Annotated in this window: 29 protein-coding genes and 1 tRNA gene; 8 read left to right on the forward strand and 22 right to left on the reverse strand. The window is 62.2% G+C overall.

The features are described from left to right. Positions 1–10 precede the first annotated feature (10 nt). The 6 genes from ABNX41_RS10555 (at position 11) to ABNX41_RS10580 (ending at position 6,026) form a co-directional block, all read left to right on the forward strand. Positions 11–652, forward strand: a complete 642-nt coding sequence (locus ABNX41_RS10555; RefSeq protein WP_438669687.1) for a hypothetical protein — start codon at positions 11–13, stop codon at positions 650–652. A gap of 183 nt (positions 653–835) precedes the next feature. Further along, entirely contained in the window at positions 836–1,174 is a 339-nt protein-coding gene (locus ABNX41_RS10560; RefSeq protein ID WP_438669688.1) for a hypothetical protein, read from the forward strand. 86 nt (positions 1,175–1,260) lie between these two features. Continuing rightward, entirely contained in the window at positions 1,261–2,571 is a 1,311-nt protein-coding gene (locus ABNX41_RS10565) for a homoserine dehydrogenase (protein WP_438669689.1), read from the forward strand. Between the two features lie 231 nt (positions 2,572–2,802). Beyond that, on the forward strand, positions 2,803–3,765 hold the full coding sequence (glpX, locus tag ABNX41_RS10570) for a class II fructose-bisphosphatase (protein ID WP_438669690.1): 963 nt from the start codon (positions 2,803–2,805) through the stop codon (positions 3,763–3,765). A gap of 354 nt (positions 3,766–4,119) precedes the next feature. Further along, positions 4,120–5,880 carry a single-stranded-DNA-specific exonuclease RecJ gene (gene recJ / locus ABNX41_RS10575; protein ID WP_438669691.1) on the forward strand — a complete coding sequence of 587 codons (1,761 nt, stop codon included), beginning with the start codon at positions 4,120–4,122 and terminating at the stop codon, positions 5,878–5,880. 71 nt (positions 5,881–5,951) lie between these two features. Further along, positions 5,952–6,026: transfer RNA gene (locus tag ABNX41_RS10580), tRNA-Glu, on the forward strand. Between the two features lie 226 nt (positions 6,027–6,252). On the opposite strand, the gene ABNX41_RS10585 is transcribed toward ABNX41_RS10580, so the two are convergent. The 13 genes from ABNX41_RS10585 to ABNX41_RS10645 form a co-directional block, all read right to left on the reverse strand. Further along, a complete protein-coding gene (locus tag ABNX41_RS10585; RefSeq protein WP_438669692.1) occupies positions 6,253–6,990 on the reverse strand; it encodes a hypothetical protein in 738 nt (245 codons plus the stop codon). Position 6,991: 1 nt separating this feature from the next. Continuing rightward, entirely contained in the window at positions 6,992–7,408 is a 417-nt protein-coding gene (locus ABNX41_RS10590) for a hypothetical protein (RefSeq protein ID WP_438669693.1), read from the reverse strand. Beyond that, positions 7,405–7,650 carry a hypothetical protein gene (locus ABNX41_RS10595; RefSeq protein ID WP_438669694.1) on the reverse strand — a complete coding sequence of 82 codons (246 nt, stop codon included), beginning with the start codon at positions 7,648–7,650 and terminating at the stop codon, positions 7,405–7,407. The genes ABNX41_RS10590 and ABNX41_RS10595 overlap by 4 nt, the downstream gene beginning before the upstream one ends. Before the next feature lie 94 nt (positions 7,651–7,744). After that, entirely contained in the window at positions 7,745–7,996 is a 252-nt protein-coding gene (locus ABNX41_RS10600; RefSeq protein WP_438669695.1) for a hypothetical protein, read from the reverse strand. A gap of 149 nt (positions 7,997–8,145) precedes the next feature. Continuing rightward, a complete protein-coding gene (locus ABNX41_RS10605) occupies positions 8,146–8,760 on the reverse strand; it encodes a hypothetical protein (protein WP_438669696.1) in 615 nt (204 codons plus the stop codon). A 300-nt stretch (positions 8,761–9,060) separates the two neighbouring features. Then, entirely contained in the window at positions 9,061–10,539 is a 1,479-nt protein-coding gene (locus ABNX41_RS10610) for a DUF3987 domain-containing protein (protein WP_438669697.1), read from the reverse strand. 108 nt (positions 10,540–10,647) lie between these two features. Further along, positions 10,648–10,959 (reverse strand): helix-turn-helix transcriptional regulator, encoded by a 312-nt coding sequence (locus ABNX41_RS10615; protein ID WP_438669698.1) that lies wholly within the window; start codon positions 10,957–10,959, stop codon positions 10,648–10,650. A gap of 106 nt (positions 10,960–11,065) precedes the next feature. Next, positions 11,066–11,677, reverse strand: coding sequence for a hypothetical protein (locus ABNX41_RS10620; RefSeq protein WP_438669699.1), 612 nt, complete (start codon positions 11,675–11,677; stop codon positions 11,066–11,068). A gap of 12 nt (positions 11,678–11,689) precedes the next feature. Beyond that, positions 11,690–12,100, reverse strand: a complete 411-nt coding sequence (locus ABNX41_RS10625; RefSeq protein WP_438669700.1) for a hypothetical protein — start codon at positions 12,098–12,100, stop codon at positions 11,690–11,692. Further along, on the reverse strand, positions 12,100–13,482 hold the full coding sequence (locus tag ABNX41_RS10630) for a tyrosine-type recombinase/integrase (RefSeq protein ID WP_438669701.1): 1,383 nt from the start codon (positions 13,480–13,482) through the stop codon (positions 12,100–12,102). Before ABNX41_RS10630 ends, ABNX41_RS10625 begins: the two co-directional genes overlap by 1 nt. 195 nt (positions 13,483–13,677) lie before the next feature. Next, a complete protein-coding gene (locus tag ABNX41_RS10635; RefSeq protein ID WP_438669702.1) occupies positions 13,678–14,766 on the reverse strand; it encodes a tyrosine-type recombinase/integrase in 1,089 nt (362 codons plus the stop codon). Further along, a complete protein-coding gene (locus ABNX41_RS10640) occupies positions 14,759–15,034 on the reverse strand; it encodes a hypothetical protein (protein WP_438669703.1) in 276 nt (91 codons plus the stop codon). The genes ABNX41_RS10635 and ABNX41_RS10640 overlap by 8 nt, the downstream gene beginning before the upstream one ends. Next, positions 15,031–15,183 carry an Arc family DNA-binding protein gene (locus tag ABNX41_RS10645; protein WP_438669704.1) on the reverse strand — a complete coding sequence of 51 codons (153 nt, stop codon included), beginning with the start codon at positions 15,181–15,183 and terminating at the stop codon, positions 15,031–15,033. The genes ABNX41_RS10640 and ABNX41_RS10645 overlap by 4 nt, the downstream gene beginning before the upstream one ends. Positions 15,184–15,272: 89 nt before the next feature. Between ABNX41_RS10645 and ABNX41_RS10650 the strand changes: the two genes are divergently transcribed. After that, the gene (locus ABNX41_RS10650) at positions 15,273–15,539 is read left to right on the forward strand and encodes an Arc family DNA-binding protein (protein WP_438669705.1); all 267 of its coding nucleotides are present in this window, start codon (positions 15,273–15,275) and stop codon (positions 15,537–15,539) included. On the opposite strand, the gene ABNX41_RS10655 is transcribed toward ABNX41_RS10650, so the two are convergent. From ABNX41_RS10655 to ABNX41_RS10685, 7 genes are all read right to left on the reverse strand, one after another. Beyond that, the gene (locus tag ABNX41_RS10655) at positions 15,540–16,505 is read right to left on the reverse strand and encodes a DUF4238 domain-containing protein (protein ID WP_438669706.1); all 966 of its coding nucleotides are present in this window, start codon (positions 16,503–16,505) and stop codon (positions 15,540–15,542) included. It lies immediately after the preceding gene. A 65-nt stretch (positions 16,506–16,570) separates the two neighbouring features. Further along, entirely contained in the window at positions 16,571–19,099 is a 2,529-nt protein-coding gene (locus tag ABNX41_RS10660; RefSeq protein ID WP_438669707.1) for a hypothetical protein, read from the reverse strand. A 9-nt stretch (positions 19,100–19,108) separates the two neighbouring features. Next, positions 19,109–20,761, reverse strand: coding sequence for a terminase large subunit (locus ABNX41_RS10665; RefSeq protein ID WP_438669708.1), 1,653 nt, complete (start codon positions 20,759–20,761; stop codon positions 19,109–19,111). Next, positions 20,761–21,084: a phage head closure protein gene (locus tag ABNX41_RS10670; protein ID WP_438669709.1), complete on the reverse strand. Its 324-nt coding sequence runs from the start codon at positions 21,082–21,084 to the stop codon at positions 20,761–20,763. The genes ABNX41_RS10665 and ABNX41_RS10670 overlap by 1 nt, the downstream gene beginning before the upstream one ends. Next, complete coding sequence (locus tag ABNX41_RS10675; protein WP_438669710.1) at positions 21,081–21,488, reverse strand: DUF3168 domain-containing protein; 408 nt, start codon at positions 21,486–21,488, stop codon at positions 21,081–21,083. Before ABNX41_RS10675 ends, ABNX41_RS10670 begins: the two co-directional genes overlap by 4 nt. Further along, the gene (locus ABNX41_RS10680) at positions 21,481–21,894 is read right to left on the reverse strand and encodes an HK97-gp10 family putative phage morphogenesis protein (RefSeq protein WP_438669737.1); all 414 of its coding nucleotides are present in this window, start codon (positions 21,892–21,894) and stop codon (positions 21,481–21,483) included. Before ABNX41_RS10680 ends, ABNX41_RS10675 begins: the two co-directional genes overlap by 8 nt. Then, on the reverse strand, positions 21,891–22,187 hold the full coding sequence (locus tag ABNX41_RS10685; protein WP_438669711.1) for a head-tail connector protein: 297 nt from the start codon (positions 22,185–22,187) through the stop codon (positions 21,891–21,893). Before ABNX41_RS10685 ends, ABNX41_RS10680 begins: the two co-directional genes overlap by 4 nt. A 169-nt stretch (positions 22,188–22,356) precedes the next feature. Between ABNX41_RS10685 and ABNX41_RS10690 the strand changes: the two genes are divergently transcribed. Then, complete coding sequence (locus ABNX41_RS10690) at positions 22,357–22,557, forward strand: hypothetical protein (protein ID WP_438669712.1); 201 nt, start codon at positions 22,357–22,359, stop codon at positions 22,555–22,557. A gap of 306 nt (positions 22,558–22,863) precedes the next feature. Here ABNX41_RS10690 and ABNX41_RS10695 read toward each other — a convergent pair whose 3' ends face one another. Both ABNX41_RS10695 and ABNX41_RS10700 read right to left on the reverse strand, forming a co-directional pair. Then, on the reverse strand, positions 22,864–23,151 hold the full coding sequence (locus ABNX41_RS10695; protein WP_438669713.1) for a helix-turn-helix domain-containing protein: 288 nt from the start codon (positions 23,149–23,151) through the stop codon (positions 22,864–22,866). After that, the gene (locus tag ABNX41_RS10700) at positions 23,148–23,720 is read right to left on the reverse strand and encodes a hypothetical protein (RefSeq protein ID WP_438669714.1); all 573 of its coding nucleotides are present in this window, start codon (positions 23,718–23,720) and stop codon (positions 23,148–23,150) included. Before ABNX41_RS10700 ends, ABNX41_RS10695 begins: the two co-directional genes overlap by 4 nt. Positions 23,721–23,727: the final 7 nt, after the last annotated feature.

Below are 23,727 nucleotides of genomic sequence, written 5' to 3' on the forward strand. Positions count from 1 at the left end.
ATCGGAGACCATGATGCGCGCCCTTACCCCTCCCGTCGCCCGTTCCGCCCGCGCCACCGGCGCCCGGTTGCGCCGCTTCGCGCGGGACGAGGACGGCGCGCTGGTCCTGACCGAATTCCTGCTCCTGCTGCCGATGCTGGTCTGGGGCTTCATCGCGCTTTTCGTCTATTGGGACGCCTTCCGCACCATCAACGAATCCCAGAAGGCCTCATACACCGTGGCCGATCTGATCTCGCGCCAGGGCGATGTGAGCACGGCATTCATCAACGGCATGGACGATGTGATGGACTTCATGGTGACCAACAGCACCGGCATCCGGGTGCGGGTCACCTCGGTCCAGTGGGACCCGGCGAACGACCGCCATTACGTGTTGTTCTCGCGCTCGCCCGGGAATGCGATGCCGCGGCTGACCACGGCGCAGATGCGCGACCTGCGCGACCGGATCCCGGTCATGGCCAATCTCGACGGCGTGGTGATCATCGAGACCGAGGTCGATTACACCCCGGCCTTCAGTGTCGGCTTCGACAGCATCCTGCTTGCCATCGGCGTCGACAGCCAGACCTTCCGCAATTTCGTCGTCACCCGGCCGCGCGGCGCGGCGCGGCGGATCTGCCTGGTCGAATCGATGAGCACCTGTCCGGCCTGGATGTAATCGCTGCGCGGCAGGTCCGGGGCAGGCCTGGGGGCAGGTCCGGGAGGGGCAGCTTCGGGGGGGCGCAGGTTCGGGGGGCGCAGACGAAACCCGGCCTTTCGCGACCGGCCCGAACAGGCTAACCTCGGGGGAAGCAACCCAAGCCTCGCCCCCAGCCCGGGCCATGGCGCAAAGTCAATCCCCTTGCCCGCGACCCTTTTTCCGATGTTCCAGCCCCTTCGTGCATCCCTTTCCGCGGCGCGGCGCCCCGGCCCGACGCGGCGTCCGAGCCGGAGGCTTGCCCGCATTCTTCCCGGCTTTCTCTGCGCCGCCCTGCTGGCGGCCTGCACGCAGTTTCCCGAAGTCGACGGCCTGCCCCCCGCCGCCCGGTCCGAGCCGCCCGCCCTGCTGACGACCGATGAGTTGGCCGCGCTGCGGGCCGCAACCGTCGCCCCCGCTTCGGCCGAAACCGCGCTGGACGCGCGGGCGCGTGCCCTGCGCGAACGCGCCGCCGCGCTGCGCGCAAGACCCCTCCGGTCGTGACCGCGGGCGCGGGCTTCGGCGGCGTTGCGCCCGCGCGGGCAAAGGGCTAACAGGCGGGCGCAACCCTCATCCGAAAGGTCGTGTCCATGTCCGTCGAGCCCACCGCCGCGCCCCTCCGCCTCGGTCTTGCCGGCCTGGGCACCGTCGGCATCGGCGTGGTGCGCATCCTTCAGCGCGAGGCCGCGCTGCTCTCGGCCCGTGCGGGCCGCCCGGTCGCCATCACCGCCGTCTCGGCCCGAGATCCGCTGAAGAACCGCGACGCCGACCTCTCCGGCTATGCCTGGGAGACCGACCCCGTCGCCCTGGCGCGGCGCGAGGATGTCGATGTCTTCGTCGAGGTGATGGGCGGCCACGAAGGCCCGGCCAGGGACGCGACCGAGGCCGCGCTGCGCGCCGGAAAGCATGTGGTGACGGCGAACAAGGCGCTGCTGGCCCATCACGGCCAGGCCCTGGCCGAGGCGGCCGAGGCCGCGGGCGTGGCGCTGCGCTTCGAGGCGGCGGTCGCGGGCGGCATCCCGGTGATCAAGACCCTGACCGAGGGCCTTGCCGGAAACCGCATCAAGCGGGTGATGGGGGTGATGAACGGCACCTGCAACTACATCCTGACCCGGATGGAAGAGACCGGCCAGGGCTACAACGTCCTTTTCGACGAATGCGCGCGGCTCGGCTATCTCGAAGCCGATCCGAACCTCGACGTGGGGGGGATCGACGCGGGCCACAAGCTTGCGCTCCTGGCCGCGATCGCCTTCGGCACCCGGGTCAGCTTCGACGCGGTGGAACTGGAGGGCATCGGGGCGATCTCGCTCGACGACATCCGCCATGCCGCCGAAATGGGCTATCGCATCAAGCTTCTGGGCGTGGCGCAGATGAGCGGGCGGGGCCTGGAGCAGCGCATGACCCCCTGCCTCGTCCCGGCGCGAAGCCCGCTGGGCCAGTTGCAGGGCGGCACCAACATGGTGGTGCTGGAAGGCGATTCGGTCGGCCAGATCGTCATGCGCGGCGCGGGCGCGGGCGAAGGGCCGACCGCAAGCGCGGTGATGGCGGATGTGATCGACATCGCGCGCGGCTTCCGCCTGCCGGTCTTCGGCATCCCCGCCCGCGACCTGGCCGAGCCGGTCGCCGCCCGCGCCGCCACGCCCGCGCCCTACTACCTGCGGATGCGGCTTCTGGACAAGCCCGGCGCGCTGGCCAAGATCGCCACCTGCCTGGGCGAGGCCGGGATCTCCATCGACCAGATGCGCCAGATCAACCAGGAAGAGGCCGAGGACGACGACGCCATCGTGCTTTTCGTCACCCACAAGGCCAGCCCGGCCGATATCGAACATGCGCTTGGCGAATTCGAGCGCACCGGCGTCCTGGTCGAGGCGCCGGTGGCGATCCGCATCGAACAGGTCTGAGCGCGCGCCGACCCTTCCGGCCACGGTCTTTCCGGCCAGGCCCTTCAAGCCCCGGGGGCTTTCCGCCCCGGCCGCCGCCCGGGCCCCAGCCGGCTCCCCCCCCTGCCGCACCGCCCCCCCCGGAAAACCGCCGTTCCCGCCACAGGGCCGCAGTCGTTAGCGCAACCTCGCTTGCGGCGCGGCTCTTGCGGGGCTAAACCTTGGGACGACCCCAAACTTCAGGAAATTCCCATGGCCGACAAAGCGCAATTCCAGGACCGGCTGCTTTCCCTGGGCCTCGCCCGCGTGTCCGAGGCCGCCGCCATCGCCTCGGCCAGGCTGATCGGGCGCGGCGATGAAAAGGCCGCGGACCAGGCCGCCGTCAACGCCATGCGCGACCAGCTCAACCTGCTGGAGATCGACGGCACCGTCGTCATCGGCGAGGGCGAGCGCGACGAGGCGCCGATGCTCTACATCGGCGAGAAGGTCGGCACCGGCACCGGGCCCGCGGTGGATATCGCGCTCGACCCGCTCGAAGGCACGACGCTGACCGCCAAGGACATGCCGAACGCGCTGACCGTGATCGCCATGGCGCCCGCGGGCACGCTGCTGCACGCCCCCGACACCTATATGGAAAAGCTCGCCATCGGCCCGGGCTACCGGCCCGGCACGGTGACGATGAACATGTCGCCCTCGGAACGGGTCTCGGCGCTGGCCTCGGCCAAGGGCGTCTCGACCGAGAATATCACCGTCTGCGTCCTCGAACGCCCCCGGCACGAGGATCTGATCGACGAGATCCGCTCGACCGGCGCCGCGATCCGGCTGATCACCGATGGCGACGTCGCGGGCGTGATGCATTGCGCCGAGCCCGAGGTGACCGGGATCGACATGTATATGGGCTCGGGCGGCGCGCCCGAGGGGGTGCTGGCGGCGGCGGCGCTGAAATGCATGGGCGGCCAGTTCTTCGGCAAACTGCTGTTTCGCAACGACGACGAGAGGGCCCGCGCGACCAAGGCCGGGATCACCAATTTCGACCGCGTCTATACCCGCGACGATCTGGTGCGCGCCGATGTGATCTTCGCCGCGACCGGGGTCACCAACGGCTCGCTGCTGACCGGGATCCGGCGCGAGCCGGGCTGGATCACCACCGAGACCATCCTGATGCGCTCGAAGACCGGATCGGTGCGCCGCGTCACCTATCGCAGCCCGCTCTGATCGGCCCGCGCCGCACGGCCGGACCACGGCGGCGCGGCCAGATTCAGGGCGCGCGGCCTCCCTTGCGGGCGGTTCCCCCCCGGCGCCCCGCCTGCGCTCCTCAGGGTGGCAAGAAGGGCGACGGCGAGACGCTTCGCCGGTCCCCCTGCGCCCCCACGGGTGGTCGAGGGGAGGCGGGTGGCGCTTGCAACGCCCCGCCCCTGCGGCGCGGGTTCCCCGCCCCCCAGCCTCTCGCACCCCGTCTCCTCGCACGCCGCGCCTCGCAGCGGCCTCTTGCCCCCGGCCCCTCTCGCAACCGGCCCGTTTACACCGGCTCCCCTTGCAACGGGCCGCGCTTTGCGCCACCCCTCGGGCATGAGCGACACCCCCTCCCCCGCCCCGCCCGCCTTCCTCGGCGTCGAGACCTCGCTGACCGGGCGGCGCTGGACCGGGCCCGCCCCCGCGCTCGAACGCCTGGCCGAGGCCCTGGCGCAGGACACCGGCCTGCCGCTGCCGCTGTGCCGCCTGCTTGCCGCGCGCGGCGTCGCGCCCGAACAGGCGGCGGGTTTCCTCGCGCCCCAATTGCGCGACCTGCTGCCCGATCCGCGCGGGCTGCGCGACATGGAGCGCGCCGCCGCCCGGATCCGCGCCGCCCTCTCGGCACGCGAAAGGATCGCGATCTTCGCCGATTACGATGTCGACGGCGGGGCCTCGGCGGCGCTGCTGCTCGACTGGCTGCGCGCGCTCGGCCATGACGCGACGCTCTATATCCCCGACCGGATCGACGAGGGCTACGGGCCCAACGTCCCCGCCATGCAGGCGCTGGCGCGAAGCCATTCGCTGATCGTCTGCGTCGATTGCGGCACGCTCAGCCATGAGGCGATCGCCGCCGCCAGCCCCGCCGAGGTGGTGATCCTGGACCATCACCTTGCGACCGAGACCCTGCCCGGGGCGATTGCGGTGGTGAACCCCAACCGCCAGGACGAAGACGGCCGCCTCTCGCATCTGTGCGCGGCGGCGGTGGTGTTCCTGCTTCTGGTCGAGGCCAACCGCCAGTTGCGCGCCGAGGGGGTGAGCGGCCCCGACCTGCTGCGGCTTCTCGACCTCGTGGCGCTGGCGACCGTGGCCGATGTCGCGCCGCTGGTGGGCGTCAACCGCGCCTTCGTGCGCCAGGGGCTGAAGGTGATGGCGCGGCGCGAACGGCCCGGCCTGCGCGCCTTGGCGGATGTGGCGCGGATGGACAGCGCGCCAAGCGCCTATGCGCTTGGTTTCCTGCTGGGGCCGCGGGTGAATGCCGGGGGCAGGATCGGCCAGGCCGATCTGGGCGCAAGGCTGCTTGCGACGGCGGATCCGGCCGAGGCCGAGGCGCTGGCGCGGCGGCTGGACGAACTGAACGCCGAGCGACGGCTGCTGACCGAACATGTCCGCGAAGAGGCCATGGCCCAGGCCGAGGCCCGCGGCCTCGACGGCCCCCTGGTCTGGGCGGCGGGCGAGGGCTGGCACCCGGGCGTGGTCGGCATCGTCGCCGCCCGCCTCAAAGAGGCGACCGGCCGCCCGGCGGTGGTGATCGGGCTGGACGGCGGGGTCGGCAAGGGCTCGGGCCGGTCGGTCAGCGGCGTCGACCTGGGCGCGGCGGTGCAGCGGGTGGCGGCCGAGGGGCTGTTCCTGAAGGGAGGCGGCCACCGGATGGCGGCGGGGCTGACCGTGGCGCAAGAGGCGCTGGAGCCCGCGATGGCCCGGCTGGGGGCGCTGCTCGCCCGCCAGGGCGCCGACCGCCCCGGCCCGCGCGCCCTGCATGTCGAGGGCCTTCTGATGCCCGAGGCCGCCACCCTGCCCCTGGCCGAGCAGATCGAAAGCGCGGGCCCCTTCGGCGCCTCGGCCCCCGCGCCGCGATTCGTGATTCCCTCGGCCTCGGTCAGCGCGCGCCGGATCGGCGAAAGCCATCTGCGGCTGACGGTGCGCTCCTCCGCCGCCCCGCTTGAGGCCATGGCCTTCGGCGCCTTCGACAGCCCCCTCGGCCCCGCGCTGGAGGCGCCCGGGCACCGGCTTTTCCACCTTGCCGGACGGCTGGAAATCAACAGCTGGGGCGGCCGGTCGAAGGTGCAACTGCGCCTCGACGACGCGGCAGAGGCCTGATTTCAGGGAAATGTTTTTTTCCTCTTGCGCTCCCCGCGCCGCCCGCATAAACACCGCCTCATCGAAAGGCTGGCCCGTTCGTCTATCGGTTAGGACGTCAGGTTTTCAACCTGAAAAGAGGGGTTCGACTCCCCTACGGGCTGCCATATTTCCTTGTAAGTAGTTGATTTTATTAAGTTTTTCAGAACTCGAAAATCTCTGCCTAAGGATTGCCCAAGGTATCTGACTGCGCCTTCCGGCCCGTCGCGGCCCCGGAAACGATCACGCATTCGTGATAAAAAAGCCGCCCCCGAAGGGACGGCAGTTCGGCACTCTCCCACGACAGGCCGACGCGGAAGCACGGGGCAACCCGGCACCGGGCCGGGCGCTATCTCATTCGGCTGCGGCGGCGGGCGGTTCGGCGAAGGGTGCCGCCGTATCGACATGCGTAGAGCGGATGCGGTCGGCCACGGCCTTCGTGTAGGCGGTGGCATGAAGCTTCTTCATGCCTTCCTGCATCCGGTCAGCTTCTTTCCCGACCGCGACGGCGTGTCGAAGCGCGGCAACATCTTCGGGGGCAAACGCGGCAATGGCTTCGTCCTTCAACCGCATGTGCCGTTCGGTGCTGTTCACGCCCGACAGATACCCCGGCGCGTTCGCAACCGCGCGGGCCGTGTCCAGATCGGTGCGGCAGAGTTCGGCCAGTTCGGCGGGAAACTCGGGGTCGGTGCGGCGGCTGGCGCAGTAGGCGCGGATTTCAGAATAGACCTGGGCCTTCGTCGGATCGGGGTTCATCACCGCAAGGGCGCGCGCCCCGGCAGCTTCCGCTTCGCGTTCCGACCAGTCGCGGATTGTCTGAACATGCTTCGAAACTTCTTTCGACAGGTTGTCCATGACGATGCGGCCCCCTTCGTGGCGCATCGCAAGCGTCTTGCTTTCGTCACCGGCCAGCCGTGAAACCCTGCCGATTGCATCGTGGATCGCGAACTTGGCTTTCATCGCCGCCGATCCGACAGCGGGGTCAACCGCGTCGGGTTTCATGGTGAAGAATTCGACTTCGAAGCCGACATTCGTTCGGGCGAAGTCAAGAAAGCGAACATGGGTCGGGTGTTCGGTCAAATATCGGGCCATCTTATGTTCTCCATTTCTCGCCTGTGAGGCGGTCTTGTTGCCATTCAACTCCGTTGGCATCTTTGATTAAGATATATTGTGGTCTTTTCTTCCCCGGCGGAAGCGGGGGAAGTTCGCCCGAAGGTTCGGGCTTATGGAAATTCTCATTCGCGCTTCCTTCATTCAGTTGTTCGGCAAAAGCTTCGCATTGAGCAAGCAACCGGCGCTGTTGATCGCGACAATGAGATTCCCAATCTTCGGCGGGAATGCGCGTTCCACCAATGACGCCGATCACTTGAACGCCCGGTCTATGAACGCCGTCCCATTTGGGGAAACCTTGGCTGTCGCAATAATTCAGAATGCCAAGAATCCTGTTGTCTTCGGCGTTCGCGACCCGACGCTTCTTTTCGAGTGCAGCAAGGCGGCGGTGCAGGCTCATTCGTCGGCACCTTCTTCAAGCCGCTTCAAGCGTTCCTCCATATCCGACGCTTCAAAGCTGCGCTGAACTTGGGCGAGAATGTTGACCAAGCGGCTTGCATCCGAAATATCCAGCTTTCCAGTTCTTGCTTCTTTAAAGATGCGAACCATGTGTTCGCGGCAATGGATCACATTGGCGATAGGCCCGATCCGCTGCGGCAGGGGGCGGGCAGGTTTTTCCCAAGCGGAAGCAAGGTTTGCCATGAAACGACCCTTTCGATTTCTGCGGCTAAGCCTAGGCTAATCGGGAATAGGCGGCAATTAACGGATAGGCACAATAAGCCGCGCATGGCAAGCCCTATTTATCCCATCCTGCCGCCAATTGCGCAATTTCTGCCCGCGTCAGCTTGCGTTTCATCCAATTCGGAATCTTCGGCCGATATTGCGGAATAGGAATACCATAGTTTTCGCCAATTCGTTCGTTTCTCTGGCGGCGTTCTTTTGCCCGCTTCCCTTGCTTGGACATTTCGGCGACGAGAACGGCAGTTTCTTCGTCATTCAGAATGATTCCAGTTCGGAAAGCATTTCGGACCTTATCCATGTTCACCATTGCCATACCCCTGCCAAGCTGCCCACATACCCCATGCCCGCAGACCTCGATTTCCGGCCCGTGGAGCGGCTTCCCGGTGCCGGGGCATCCTCTCCCCAGCCCCAAGCCCCTACCCGCAGCCCTGCGCCCGCTCCTGCGCGGCGCTGGCCCTATGTGTCACCGATCTGCCGCCGGTGACTGCCAAGCGCCCGCATCTGGCGTTCAAGGTGCTTGGTAGGAACAATGGCGGCGTCATAGTCCAAGCCGCGACGCCGCAGTTCGCGGTTGATCTGTTCCTTGACGCCGGGCAACTTCGCGGCGGCAAGATGGAAGATGCCGTTCCAGCTTGCACCGATCAAAACCGCATCGTCAGGCTGTTGCAGTTCTTCGATGTAGCGTTGCGTCAGTATCGCGTGAAATCGCGGGAAATAGTAATGGGAATGAAACGACAGTTGATTTCCGCAGGCGTTCGAGCGTGTAGCATTCATTCGCTTCATCAGTGGATGCAGCCTATCGGTTCCAGACCCAAGACACTTCAAGAGGAAGTATTCCGCACCGGCGGTCGCTTCGCCCTGCATGAACCAAGATGCGCCTTTGATAATGTCGGCGACTGTTTCGATATAAACCCGGCAAAGAATTTCTTCGGTGTCTCGATGATCGCAGATACCCCCGGAAGTCAAGCGATCTTCGGCAATGTCGATAACCTTCCTAACCATTTCGTGGGCAACGGGATTGAACATCGCGTCCAAATCGCGGTCTTCATCGGTTTTCAGTTTCTTTCTCATTTCGGCGTTCCTTTGTTTTGCCCACATGGGGCGGGTTGCAGGTTGCTGTCGGTCAAAGTGGAAGGGTGGAAATCTGACCGGGAAACCTTCCACCCCATAAATCACTGTTCTTGCTTGCTAATATGTAAGAAGTAGAAAAGTAGAAGAAGTGGACCATAAGGGAATAGGCTGTGATATATAAATATAACAGTATATAATTTCATCTGTGATCTATATGGGGGTAAGAACCCGGTCCACTTTTCCACCTTTCTACTTTCCAATTAAATCAATGGCTTACGATCTACCGCAGGCTTCCCCTTTCTACTCCAAGAAGGCTTCTGGCCTTTCGACGCCATATGCGACGCCAGAATAGCCGTAATCTTTCGCCATTTTTGCGCGCGACATTTCGACAAGTTCGCCGCGCTCAATCATAATCCGAAGCGTTTGCTTTATCGCTTCCGATGATTTTCCGAACGCTGCATCCTTGAACGGCTTCAACTTCGAAACTGACCGCTGGACGAATCCATACGGGACGATATTTTCGCGATGAAGCCCCGACGATCTGGAACCCGAATACGACGCAACTTCGGGCCATTGTGACGTAAGATAGCGTTTGATCGCGCGCTTAACTTCGTTCAGCCGCGCAACTTCGGATTTCGACACGTCGCCAACTTCGCCGTCGTCAAACTTGTTCAGCAGCTTTTCAATGCTGCATGTCACAAGAGAAACGGCCCAAGTCGCATCGCAAACGTCGATTGTGGGCATAAAGAAGTTTCGGCCAACGGCAAGGATGCCAGACACGCGCAAAGCATGAATATAGCCCCGCGACCAGATTGCGCGGATATGTTCTTCCTTCGATGCGTCGCGTTCTTCGGCGCATCTGTTGCGGAAATCGACCAGTTCAAACCGGGCGTCTTTCGAAATGGCAATGTCTTGAATTAAACCCTGATTGTTCAGGTTCAAGGATTGGCTGCAAAGATCGGAAAGGCGTTCGATCAATTCGGCGGAAGGTTCGACCGACGCATGACCTTCGTTGAACGGCGCGGTCCTTTCTTCATTTTCAAGGATGATGAAGCGCGGGAAGAACCCGTTCGCGGTGTTCTTTTCGTTCATCGCGCCGTAGAAGGTCGCTGCGGTGCTATCGCCGACAATCGAAACGGCGGGGCGTTCGACGGTTTCGATGTTCTTTTCAACGTCAGCATATGCCGACTTGTGAAGGACCGATCCTTTGCCGCCCTTTTCAAAGCAATCAAGAAGCATCTTGCGCAGGCTTTGGCGATGTTCGCTTGCGGTCGGCGACACGATGGGTTCCATCCATTCGCCAGCTTCGTTGATGAACATGACGAACGACGGGGGCGTTGTCTTCGACACATAGCGATGAAGCGCCGCTTTCGAAGTCACGTCGCCCGGCCCGATGAAGCTTGCGGCAGGGGAAATCTTGCGAACGATATGGTTCAGAAGGATACCCGGTCCCTTCGACGCCATTTCCTTGCCGGAACCGGACGGCGACAGAAGGACGGCGAAGATGTTCAGCCCGCTATCTTCGACGTTCCATGCCCTGCCCACAATACCGGCCAGAAACCCTAACGAACCTGCGACCGAAGCATAGCGCATGGGATGCGGTGCCTTCGCTTCGATGAAGCCCATAACATCGCCGACAAGACCGATGGGCGGTTCGGGAAAGACCGGAACCGGATCGCCGGGTTCGGTGCTATAGACATACGGGTTCGCGACGTGATGCCAGTTGCTTTGCCAAGGCTCATGCTTGTGGGCATCGAACGGGACATGAAGTTGCGCCATGATTTCGGGCCTGTCCTTAGGCAAGGCTTAGGCAGACTAACCGGCCCTTGCTCTTTGCAGTCTTTTTCAATGTGTTGCGGAATTCATTGGAAGCCAATTCGGCTGCCATCACGCCAAACGCTTGCGGGCTTCGGTCAACTCAACGACCAAAGCGCGAAGTTCGTCTTCGGACTTACCGGCGATCCGGGCTGCGCACATGGCGTCAACTTCCCGGCAGGGCCATGCCGACGACTTTTCGCCAAGCTTGATCGGGCGGGGAAACAGGCCCTTCGCCATCGCCTCATAGAGCGTCGGGCGGGCCATGCCGGTGACGGCGCAAACGTCTGGGGTGCGCATCAGGGCGTTCGGGACAAGCTGCGCAGGGGTGACGGCGCGGTCGGGGCTGCCATAGTCGGCGGCGGGGGTCGCAGGGGCGTTCATGGTGCTATCCTCACAAATCCGGGCGCGTCTGCCCGTCAGGTAAGGGTTTCCCCCATGCCGTCGCCCAATCCTGCCACTAAAGGCGCGGGATTAGTGGCAGACAGACTTAGGGGCGTTTCACGACAGGCTTGCCCGGCCCTGCACCGCCCGGAAACTGGTAGCCCATGTGGGTTACGGTATCTATTACGGAACAAATCAGGTCGGTAACATGGGCCTGAACTTGTGAAAGAAATTCAATATCGACCTTGCTTTCAAACTGAACCAAGTTCCCTGTTGCACGATCCTTCTTCGTAAAGCGCGGAAGCGACTTGCCTTCATTGTCTGGCACCATCCAACTGCCATGACAAAGCGTGTTCCGTAAGCCTGCGGCTTCCTTTATTGCAGCGACAAGTTCGCCGATGTTTTCGGTAGAATTGTTCGGGTTTGAGTTTGCCGCTTCTTCGAACTCTTTTGCCAAGTTCCAAAGCTGCGCTGTCATAATTCGCTCTAGTTGCTTTCCCCATTCTGCCACAGCCTTTTCGGCTTCTTCGGGTGGAATTGGTCTTGTCCCGGTGAATGCGAAGATACCCCGGCGCAATGTGTCTTCCAAAAACCCAAAGCTTGCAATCGCACGGCCCAAGTGTTCCCAAAATTCGGGCGTATGGCGATGGGTCGGCCATTGGGGCGGAAGCCCATTTCGATCAGTAATCGCCCGCTTCACTTCGTCACCTTCCGCCATGTCGCACCTTCGCTATTCGGGATGGTGGGCAACATGCCATGCGGCGCGGTAGGCGTCACGCAAGTTTTGAAGCTGCGACCGACTGTATTTTTCGTCCTGCCCGTCGTCCAGTTCTGCGGCGACGGTCGCGACGGCCTTTTCGGGCTTCATTCCGTTGTCTTCAAGGTCGCAGATGCGCCTTCCGACCGTGAACCAAGCGTTTGGATCGGCTTTCGGGCCGCGACCGCGCTTTACGCCAAGGCGGCGGGGCAGTTCGTCAGGATCGCGGCCCGAAAGCCGGATCGCTTCGCCAAGCCATGCCGCCAAATCGCGCGGGATAGGTTCGCCGTCTTGCAGGTATTCAACGATGGTATCCAGCTTCGTCCAAGGATCGTCAGAAGCGTTCGGCAAGGTGCCATCAAACGGGTATCGAAGCTTTGCCATCACGCGACCCCTGCCCGAAGCGGAACGACTTTCGACGCTTCGGCTTCGTCAAGGCAGAAGGCCGCATAGGCGTTCATCATGGCCCGGCGTTCTTCAACAAGGTCGTCACGACGATAGCGGCGTTCAACTTCGGTGCCCACATTGTGCGCCAAGGCCAATTCGGATTGAATATTGTCATACCCGCGCTTCGCCGCCCAATCCTTGAACGTGCTGCGAAGCCCGTGCGGGACCGCAGGGCGAGGGTTCGTATCGTCGGAAGGATCGACCCAACCCCGTTCATCAACCTTCAACTTGGCTTCGTGCATCCGCTTCATAACTGCGGAAATCGTCATGTCGGACATTACGCCGCCTCGCGGGGCCGGGAAGACAACCGCCTTCGGGTCTTTGTGATCGGCTTCGAAGTTCGGTAGCGCCTTCAACAGCGCGACCGCAGCTTCGGACAGCGGCACCGAATGCGGCTTCTTCATCTTCATGCGCGCCGCCGGGATGGTCCAGACCTTCGCCGCGAAATCGACCTCGCCAAAAACCATGCCGCGCACCTCGCCCGACCGGCTGGCGCAAAGCACGGCAAAGGCCAGTGCCTGCGAAGCCATGCCATCGCGCTTGCGCAGTTCGGCGAACCATGTGGGCATATCGCCCTGCTGAATGGCCGGATGGTTCTGCGCTTCGGCCTTCTTCTGGTTCTTGATCCAGATTTGCAGCGCCGCGACCGATGCCGGGTTGTCGTGTTCACGGCAACCTTCGTCAATCGCCCAAGCGAACACGCTTTCCATGCGCTGCCGAACCCTACGGGCGGTATCTGTCTTCGTGGAATAGATCGGTTTCAGAACGTCCTTTACTTCGTCAATCGTGATGGTGCCCACATTCTTCGCCCCGATCTTCGGGACGGCGTGAAGATCAAGGCTGGCGCGCCATTGCTTGCGGTGCTTGTCGCTGGAAAGGTTCTTCTGAATGTAATCGGTCTTCATATATTCGTTCAGCGCGTCGGCGAAGGTGACGATCTTCGGCGCGTCGGGCGCGGCCTTCTTCGCCCGGTTCACTTCGACGGGGTTTTGCCCCGCTTCGACCATTTCGCGAAGTTCGATAGCCTTGCGCCGGGCTTCCTTGACGCTCATTCCCTTCTGGAACTTCGGTTCACCTGCACGGGGCGGTTCGACCCAACGGCCCAAGCCGGTGCAGGATGTCTTGCCGTTCATGGTGAAGTAGAATTCCCATGACTTCGACACCTGTTCAGCGCCCTTCGCGTTAACGTGCTTCGTCACCCGCAGGAACAACCCATCGGCCAGCTTGTCGCGCAGCCGCATGACGGTCTTACCGGCTTCCGGTCCCTTGATCGAAGCGACGAACTTGTCGTCCAGCTTTTCGTATTCCTTGGGCGGCATATCGAACCCCTGCCTAAGCGTTGCCTAAGGAATATCGCAGAAACAGGCAGTCAAAGATAGACGGGTGCAGACGCAACAGCGCAGCAAGCGATTGGAAACAATAGGTATTTCAGACGGCCCTAGACGCTGACAGACATACCGATGGACGCCCTACGGGCTGCCACCTTCCCCATGATTGACTGTATAATCAAGGGTTTAGTCCTTTGAGTTGCTAACCTTCGCAGGGTGGTTAGCAGATTGGGTTACGGAGTCGATCACGATCAGCTTGCCCATGGCGTGTTTCGCCAGCTTCTTCTGATCGGCGGCTTTGGTGTAGCGGGTCACTTCGGCTTCGGTCTCGTGGCCGGTGATTGCCTTGATCTCCTGATTGCTGCATCCGGCCTCGGCAAGACGGCGGGCGCAGGCTTTGCGCAGCCCATGCGAGGAACAGGACGGCAAGGCAGCCTCGTCGCACCTGTCGCGCATCCAGTTGCCGAAGCCGTTGGCGCTGAACGGCCTGCCGTATTCGGTCAGCAGAAAGGTGAGGTTCGCCTTCGGGGTCTGGTCCAGCACCGCTTGCAGATCGGGGTGGATGGGGATGGTCAGCGTGGCCTTGGTCTTTTGCTGGCGCACGGTAATCATGCCCTCACTGACATGCTGCCAGCCCATGCGCACGGCATCGGATCGGCGCTGCCCGGTGCAAAGCATCAAGGTCATGGCAAGCCGGGCCTTGGAGCCGATGGGGTGGCGCTTCTCGAAAGCCGCGATTTCTGCCTCGGTCCAAGTGTGGAAGCCCTCGCTGTCACTCTTGAAGCCTTTCAGGCCAGACAGTGGGTTGTGGGGGATCATGTCCATGTCCACCGCGAAATTCATCAGCACCTTGAGGCGTTTCAGAAGCGTGTTTGCCGCCTCGGGGCGATCCGCCATCTTCCCAAGTATGTGCATGACGTGCTTGCGCCCAAAGCCCTCCACCGGCTTTGTGCCATGCTCATCGCGGAATTTGTCCAGTTGCCGCCGGTAGGTGTTCCGGCTGGTCTCGGCCAGATCGCGGTAAGAGGGCGATTTCAGATAGAGTTCGATCAGCCCCGCGATGGTGTTCTTCGGCGCGCGCGGCTGCGTCGGCGGCGCGGCCAGTTTCACCCCGGCAATAGCCTTGGCATAGGCTTCAAAGAAAGTAGGGCTGTTCAGCGGTCCCGGCAGGGGCACCTTGGGCTGCCCCGGCTTGTTCAGATAGATGCGCACCTTGCCGTGGCGGTCACGGTAAACGTGCACATGCGGGGGCTTGGAGAGTTTTGCCTTACTCATCAAGAATATCATCCCACGGGTTCGACGGCGGTTCAGGCGCAGGGGCGGCAGCGGTCCCGGCAGCGATCACGCGGAAACCGCCTTCCGGCATCAGTTCAATCGCGGCGAGGGATTTTCCCGCGCCCTTCATGAGTTTCATCGCCTTTTTGACTTCAACCACGGGCAGGATGATCTTCTTCACCGGCTTGGCCCGCACCTTCGCCCAGATGCCTCCGGCCTTCTTTGGAAGGTCAACAGGCTGGGGCAGCTTGGAAAGGATGCCGGTCACTGTGCCGCCTCCCCTTGCTCGGACTTTTTGGCGGCTTTGATGATCTGGACAATCTGCCGGTTCAGGCTGCGGCCCTCATCGGATGCCTTCGCTTCGATCCATGCACGAAGATCATAGGGAACGCGGATGCGCATTTCTTGGGTTTGCATGTTATGCCTCCAAGTCTCACCGTGAGACATATGTGAGGCTATTGACGGAGGAGCTTGCGGTCAAGCCCCAAGTGAGGCACATGTGAGGCATGTCCAGAGATGATCCAATCTTTCGCCTTCGCCTCCCTGATCCCCTCAAGGACAGGCTCAAGGAGCTTGCTGAAACCAGCCGCCGAAGTCTGACGCAGGAGATTGTGGACAGGCTAGAGAAGTCGCTTGTTGCAAGTGACAGTGCCGGGGTGCCCGACTTCTCCCAACCGGACAGGATCGAGAGCTTAGAGCAAGAGATTGAGAACCTGCGGGCAATCGTGCGGGGAGTGGAAGCGCGATTGAATACTTTGGAGGTCGAGAAATGATTAATATAGGCCGCTCAACCCTAAAGAAAGGGCGCCCCTATGTTTTTTAATACCTGCAATCTCATCAAGCATATCAATTAAGGCGTCAGTTTTCTGCTTGTGTTCGAGGAATTGTGCTCGTCGAAATGCCTCTATTAATTTTGGCGCCTTGCCCTTGAAAAAAATCCTATCTTTTGAGTAAATCTGTGTGATTTCATTCACCCAATCAACCATCCACGGAGCAACACTTAGAGACGCACAGTTCGGTGATGATCGCATCGCCATGGGTGTGCAGAAGTAAACGCACAGGTGGGGTGTCAGCGGCACAAGAGCTTTTCCATTTATCCTGTTTCCAATCAATCCGCTGGTCAACCAGTCCAAGCTCCCATCTCCAAAAGTAAATCTCTTCAAGGGAGAGTGAAGTAGGACAAAATATTGATTTGACGTGAAACCGCTCTGACAAATCTTTTTCGCAATCATGTAGTTTTGCTGCATGTTTGCTTTGCCCACATCCTCATCAGGAGGCATGCCTGCAAGTCTTGAATAACCTTCATACTTGGATCTATTAGACGGGCTTCTTATGATAAGAGAAAGTATCAAAAGCAGGAGGCGTCTATGTAAGCTTTCCTCCAACACATAATACTTACACATATCCCGAAGTGTGCGATCTTTTTTAAAAATCATCTTCAATAAAGTGAAAAATTCTGCTGGAGTTCGGCCTAGCGGCTTCAGCTCTTTCAGCGAAGAAATTACGTTGTGCACCTCACTATCAATATCAAACTCTTTCTCAAAATTACCCTCCCACGCACCACCCCGAAAAATCGTGTGTCCATGTATCTTAAATCCAATTTTTCGATTTGCAGCGCGTTTCTTGTCGGTTCTTCCGCTTGGCTCTATCCACCAAACATTCCCTGACTTATCCGCCCAGTAGCCCTGCAATGCTACCGGCCACCAATGGTGATTTTTCGACTTCCCACCGCCTGACATTTTTCCTCCGTAGCCCTTTGAAAATCTAAGGCGCAATATCGAGCAAGCTCAAGAGGAATTGTTGGTTAGCCGTTCCGGTTTGTAGCCCGCTGCATCTCTCGGGCCATGCCCGACATGACGCTGCCCTTTGCCCGGCGGATGCTGGATTTCGGGGGCGCGACATGCCTCTGCACTTCCTTTGCCACCAGATCGGCAAGGCGCTGATCCTGCACCGGGTTGCCTGATCCCTGCACAGAGATGTTCAGGCTTGGCGCATAAGTCGAGGACAGGCGGGTGCTGCCCACCATGCCCCCGGCGGCGAGGCCCCGCACCCTGCCACTGTTGATCGCTTCCAGAAGGGCAAGGTGCTTTCGGGTGGCCTTGGCGTTCACGACATATTCCCCATCGGAAAGCATGGCGGGGATGCTGTCGCTGGTGCCGGTGCCCGGCCCGCTGATCCTGCCCCCGGTGGCGGCATGGACAGGCCCACCCTTGGAGAAGCCGAAGATGCCGCCAAGGAAGCCCCCGCCAATCTTGCCGAACAAGCCCCCCAGCAGCGTGTCGAACAGGCGGTTGGCAGCCATTTCCGCCAGCCGGGCGGAAAGGTTGGACAGGGCTTGCCCGAAGGTCTGGGCACCTGTCAGAACGCTGGCGAATGCATCCCGTCCAGCATTCTTGAAGTCCTCCATCCTCCGGTTGGCATCCGCCTGCGCATCAGCCAGTTGCTTTGCCGCCTGTTCCACGCCGATATAGCTGTCTGCCAGCCCCTCCACCTCGGTGCGAAGCTGGGGCGTGATGGCAAAGCCCGCCTCTTGGGCGGAGTTCAGCAGTTCATGGACGATCCGGGCGCGATCAACGGCGGCTTCCTGTTCCTCAATGCTGCCGGTCACAGTGCGGCGGGCGGCGATTTCGGCCTCCATTGCCGTGATCCGGTCGCGGATATTGGCTGCATCCCGGTCAAAGGCATTCTCCCTACCGCCAGCACCGCGCCCGCCTGATCCGCCACGGGTTGGGCGGTCGGCATCGCGGCGGGCATCTTCTCCGGCAAGGGCAGCGCGGGCAGCGGCTTCGGCCTGTGCGGCGGTCAGCGTCACCCCGGCATCGCTGGCCCGCTTCCGGGCGGCTTCCACCTCGCGTTGCAGGCGTAGCTGTTCGCTGGTGGCGGCATTGCGGGCGGTCTCGGAAGCGGTAAAGCGTTCGTTCGCCTCTCGCATCGCCTCATAATTCGCCATGCTGGCAGCCTCTGCCGCGTGACGGTCACGCAAAGCCTGTGCTGCCACCTGATCGGGCGAGATGCCCGCAGCCTGTTGCAGGGCTGCCTTGAGGCTTTGGGCAAGGCTGGTGACGCCTGCAATCACGCCCCCAAGCCGGGAAAGCTGCGACATGACGCCTGCGAAGTTGATCCTGTCGCTATCGTCCAGCGTGGCGAAGGCGGCAGAGGCTTCGGCCTCAAGTTCGGTCATGCGGATGGTGAAATCCTCTGCGGTCACGGTGCCCGCATTGAAGTCATCCGCCACCTGCCGCATCTCGGTGCCCACGCGGGCGATGGTGTCGGCCTGTTCCTCATATCCCCATGCCGAAACCTGCGACATGGCCCCCAGCAGGGCGTTCGAGGCGGTGCGGGCCTCATCGCCAAGCGTGGTATACTGGCCCCGCAGGCGGGCAACCGCCTCGGCGTTCTGGTCCAGCGTGTCGCGGTTGCGGTCCAGTTCGTTGTAAAGGTCATCACCAAGGATCGCCCGGCCCTGCGCCTCATCGGGGAAAAGCTCGTCCAGCTTCGCCCGCATATCGACAAGTTCCGCCCCGGCCTCGGCAACGGCCACCGCCACGCGCTTGCCGAAGTTCCCCATGGTCGTGGCCAGTTCGGCAAACTTGCGGTCCAGTTCCTCGGCCTTGGCGATCAGTTCGGCATCCAGCACGGCCCCGGTTTCATGGGCGCGGGCGATGGTGGCCCGAAGCGCATCATCCCCTTGCGCCAGAAGCTCCACGAATTGCTCGCCCCCGGTGCCGCCGAAAATCTCATCGGCAATCCTGATCTGGGCGGCGGTGTTGAACCGCTGCATCCGGCCAAGGATTTCCAGCATCAGCGCCGAAGGATCGGCCAGCTTGCGCTTGAGGTCATCAGCCCGGAAGCCCAGACGCCCGAAGGCTTCGGCAGCCGAACCGGCCCCGGTGGTGATAAACTCATCCGCCCGCAGGTTCAGTTCCTTGAAACCGTCCACAAGCGCATCCACGCTGATACGGTTTTGTTGCGCGACGAATGACCATTCCTGAAACGCCTGCACCCCCACCCCGGCGCGGCGGGCCTCGTTCCCGATCTCGGCAATGCCCTTGACGGTGCCCGCGATGTTGCTGGTCAGGCTCGCCATGGCGGTGGTGACCACGCCCCCGACAAGGCCCCCGGCAAAGGCTGTTGCCATGCCCTTCATGTTGCGGGCGATCCCGGCGGATGCCGATGCCATGGAGGTTTCCAGCCGGGTGGCGGAGGTCTTCGCCCGGCGTTCGATGGCCCCGAAGTTTGTGTTGGCGGTGCGATTGGCCTTCTGGAAATTGCGCTCGAATTGATTGACGCGGGCCTCAAGGCTCACCAGCAGGCGTTCGGTATCGGTGGACATGATGTTCCCTCACCAGACAAGGAAGCCCTCGGGGCGTTCCTCGGTGTCATAAACGGATCGCGTATCTTCGCCCTGGGCTGCCCGTGCCACGGCCATGGCGCAGGCCACGGCCCCGTCGATCTTCTCGGCAGATTTGGACTTGTTGAACGATTTGTTGCCCTTGCCGTCATCCTGAATGGCGATGTTGGCGAAGTTCCAGCGAAGAACCGGGTGCCCGCCATGCCGGAATTTTCCGGCAAGTATGGCGCGTTCCAGTTCCTTGATGGCTGGCCCCATTGTCACCCAGCCCTGCCGGAACGATACGGCAGGGAAACCATCATCCAGCAAGTTTTGCATAATCATCCCGGCATAATGGGGATCGAAGGCGATTTCCCGCACCTGATAGATTTCGCACAGGTCGCGGATATGCTGTTCCAGCACCCGGTAGTCGGTGACGTTGCCCGGCGTGGCGATGATCCGGCCCGCCTTGGCATGGGCGAGATACGGGAAACCGGATTTAATTGTGCGCTGGTCGATATTGTCGGCAGGCATGAAAAAGAAGGGCAGGACGATATACGCCTCATCCTTGGCGGGATCGCGGAAGGCCAGAACCACGGCGGAAAGGTCATCCGTCATGCCAAGATCAACGCCGATCCAGCAGGGTTGCCCTTTTAGCGCCTCAAGTTCGATCGGATCGGCCCCGCGATCGTAAACCGCCATTTCCACGAAAGGCGATGTTGATCTGTCGAGCCATATATTGAGGTGAAGCTGCCGGAAAGCGTCCTGCGCTGCGGGGCTGTCTTCGGCCTCTTTTGCCTCCTGCCGCAGGCCGGTCAGGCTGGGATAGCCATGCGGCAGGCCGGGGTTCGCCAAGGGCCAAACGCTTTCATCCCGCCAATCGGCATCCGGCGGGGCTTCGAACAGGAAGGGCAAGGTGAAGGGGTCTTCAATGTCGCCCCGGGCGATCTTGCGGGCGCGTTCGATGATCTCCCACCCGATGGTATCCTGCCCCCGGCCCCCTGTGGTGATGGTCACCCGCAGGCTGTTTTCCGTTTTGGCAAGGCCGGTGCCGATCACGTCCCAGAGGTCGCGCTTCTTCCATGCGTGGATTTCATCGCACAGGGCGAAGGCCGGGGTGCGTCCGTGCTGGGTGCCGCTGTCATTGGACAGGGCCTCAAGCCATGATCCGTTCGGGAAATGGATTTGGTTCAGGTATTCCTTCACCCGGATTTGCTTGGTCGGATCGGTGGATTTGCTGGCCTGCCCCTTCTTCCAAAGGGTCGCATCCCCCGCTTGCAGGATGTTGTATGCTTCGCGGTAAGCGATTTTCGCCTGTTTCTGGTCGGCAGCGGCAAACAGGACTTCCCCGCCCGGCACCGTTTCCGGGCCTTGGGTGTGCAGCAGGGCAAGGGCTGCGCCAAGGCTGGTCTTGCGGTTGCCCCTTCCGATCAGGATCACGGCATGACCACAGATGCGATTGCCGTTCGCATCGCATGGCCCGTAGATGCGGCGCACGATTTCTTCCTGCCACGGGTCAAGCTGGAAGGAATGGCCCGGCAGGCGGGATTTCGGATGCTTGAGGCCCCGCAGGAAATCCACTGCCCGTTGCCCGTATCCCAGCGGATCGGGAATATGGGGGAACGGGTTCACCGGCTTGCGCTTCTTTACAATTTTGATGGGCATCAGGCTGCCCCCTTGGCGATGCAACGCAATTCCAGCCCTTCGCGGCGGCCAAGTTCCTTGATTTCCTTGAGGTCATAGACGCGGCCCCCGTGGGTGACGCGATCCGCCGGGGTGATCCCGTCCATGAAGCGGATGCGGAAAACCACGGCCACCTCGGTGCGGGTGCCGAAATTGCGCATGAATTCCTCGGTGCTGGCCTGCACGATCTGGGCGCGGACGGTGGCAAGATCGGCCCAGCCCTCTGTCGGGGTGCCGTATTGGTCCACGGCAATCGTGGCCCGCTGCAAGGTGATGGTCTTGGTGAGCTTGCCCGCGCGCATCATGCCACCTCCATCATGTCGGCCCGCAGCGTCATCACCCCATGGGAGACGCCGGACGGGTCGCGCAGGAAGCGGGTGGACTGCACATAGGCATCGGCGACATGAAAGCCGGTGACGGTCCAAGGCCGGTCCCGCAGGGCATCGCGGATCGTGCCTGCGATCAGCTTCGCGGTGGCAAGGCCGGGTTCTTCTGCCCAGATATGCAGATCGGCAAACACCTCGTGCCGGGTGCGCATCAGCCCCGGCCCCGGCAGGGTCTGGGCCTCCCCGATCAGGATGCAGGGAAACACCTCGGGGCGGGTGTTGCGGTCGAGGATATGGGCGGCGGGCACCAGAGACGTGACCACGCCCGATGCCACCATGCGGGCGCGAAGCATCGCCTGTAGGGCAAGGGAAGGTTCAGCCATTCGCCCACCCCTCCCTCACTGCCTTCGCAATCGCCCGCTTGATGCGGTTCGCGGCCCGCTTGCGGGTCAGCCGGAAGCCCGGCCAGAAATAGGGCTGCGCAGGCGCATGGGCGGTGCCATGCTCCACCAGATGCGGATAGCGCACATCACTGTTCCCGGCAGTCACCAGTGCCTCAAGCTGGGAGGCCACACGGGAACCGCCCGGCTGCGAATAGGCCGGTGTCGGCATTCCCGGCGGGGTCACGGTGATGCTGGCTTTCAGATCGCCGGTTTCTTCGGGTGCAAGCGCCCGCTGGGCAGCGGCCACTTCCTCGGCCCCTTTCACAAGGGGAGGCTTCACCGCTTCCCGGACGGCCAGCGGGATGGCCTTCATGCGGCGGTTCAGGCGGTCAAGCTGCGCACTCATGCCCCGAAACTCCAAGCCCGGTGCTGGTTCAGGATGTCCCAGAGGCCCAGCGGCAGTTCGGCGGCGCTGATCCCCACAAGGCTGGCCTCGCGGTTTTCATAGAGATGGCCCACCAGCAGGCGCACCGCCTCTTGCAGATCGGCGGGCACTTCCTCCATCTCGGCCAGCGTGATTTCCAGCCAGCGGGAAACCCATGCCTCGGCAGCGTCGATCTTCTGCGCCAGAAGCGCGTCGTCGGCATCGCCCGAGATGTTCAGATGGGCCTTGAGGTCTTCAACAGTCAGAATCGCCATTCAGCCCTCCATCGCGATTTCGGTTTGCAAATCGTTTTCGAGGCTCCCCCCGCCGGTCCCCGGCCAGATGGGCAAAGTTTCGACATACCCCCGGATGGCTATATGCCCGCGTATTGACCTCGGCATGATTGAGCGAAATGCTACCGTTACGCGGTGAATGGAGGTGGCGATGAGCTTTTTTCCCGATGGCCTGACTAATGAGGAATATGCGCTCCTGCGTTCGCTCCATGTGAACGATGCCAAGCATTTCAACAGAGAAGTCGCTGATACGCTGATGAAGAAGGGGTTGGCTGTCATCACGGATGCGGGCCACCTGCAAGCCACGGAGACGGGCCTTGCTGTGCCGCGCACACTCAGGGTGCAAAAGTAATCCATCACCATCCCCGCTTCTCCTGCGATTGCTTGCGGCTGGAATGGCAGGGGGTGCACAGGGCCTGCCAGTTGCCCTTGTCCCAGAACAGCTTGCTGTCGCCTCTGTGCGGCGTCCTGTGATCCACCACTGTGGCTGTGGCCCCGCATATGGCGCAGGCGGGATGCGCTTTCAGGAAACCGGCGCGGGCCTTGTCCCATGCGGTCGTGTATCCCCGTTCCCGGGCGTTCGGTCGGTTCTGGTCGTGGCGGGCCTTGCGTTCAGCATCGGCCCCCTTGCGGCAGGGGCAGCGGCTGCCGCTGGGCACTACCTTGCCGCATTGGCAGACGGATGGCGCTCTGACAGGCATTGCCGTGCCTCCTGCTTGGGGTTGGCGGGCAAGGCATCCAAGACGTAGCCCACATGGCTGAACCACGCTTCGACATAGTGCATGGGGGTGCGGCCACTGCCCTTGAGGAAGGCGTGAAGATTCGCCCTCGGGGTTTGGGTCTGGATCGACAGCGCCCGGGCGGAAATGCCGCGTTCCTGCATGATCTGACGCAGGATCGGCCCGAAGGCGCAGGGCTTGGCGGGGAAGGTCGCGGGTGCGGTCATGCGTCATACCTCGGGGGCTTCACGGTGCCGATGGAACCGAAGACCGCCCGGAATTTGCGTTGTAGGTCCACCGGCTCGGGGGTGGTGTCGTCGTCTTCATCGCTGGTGCCGAAGATCAAGCGCAGAAGTTCGGCCCGGCCCTTCACCGCTTCGATGATCTCGGCAGGCGTGGCATCCAGCGCGGTTGCCGGGGTCCAGCCCAGCCAGCCGGTGGCCTTGCGGTAGAGGTCTGCCAGATGCTCGGCAAAGGTGGTGGTCGTGCCTTGCGTGGCCTCATCGGTCTGGGTTTCGAGGTCCAGCCCGGCGGCATGAAGCACGAATTCCAGCAGCGGGGCGCGGAAGCTGTCCACCCCGCTGTGCATCACCTTGGCCTCAAGAAACGGGGCATCCAGATCGGCGCTGCGCAGCACGTCACAGATTGCGGTCATGCTGCCGTCCTGTATCTCGGTCAGGAGGCGCGGAAATCCCCCAGGGCGATTTTCCAGCAGCATGGCGCAACGCAGGCTCGGGCGGATGGCATGACTGCCAACGCCCTTCAGGAACACGATGAATTCCTTGCCCACGCGCATCGCTCAT

It is taken from the genome of Pseudogemmobacter sonorensis (assembly GCF_042762395.1).
In the GTDB taxonomy this organism is placed as follows: Bacteria; Pseudomonadota; Alphaproteobacteria; order Rhodobacterales; family Rhodobacteraceae; genus Pseudogemmobacter; species Pseudogemmobacter sonorensis.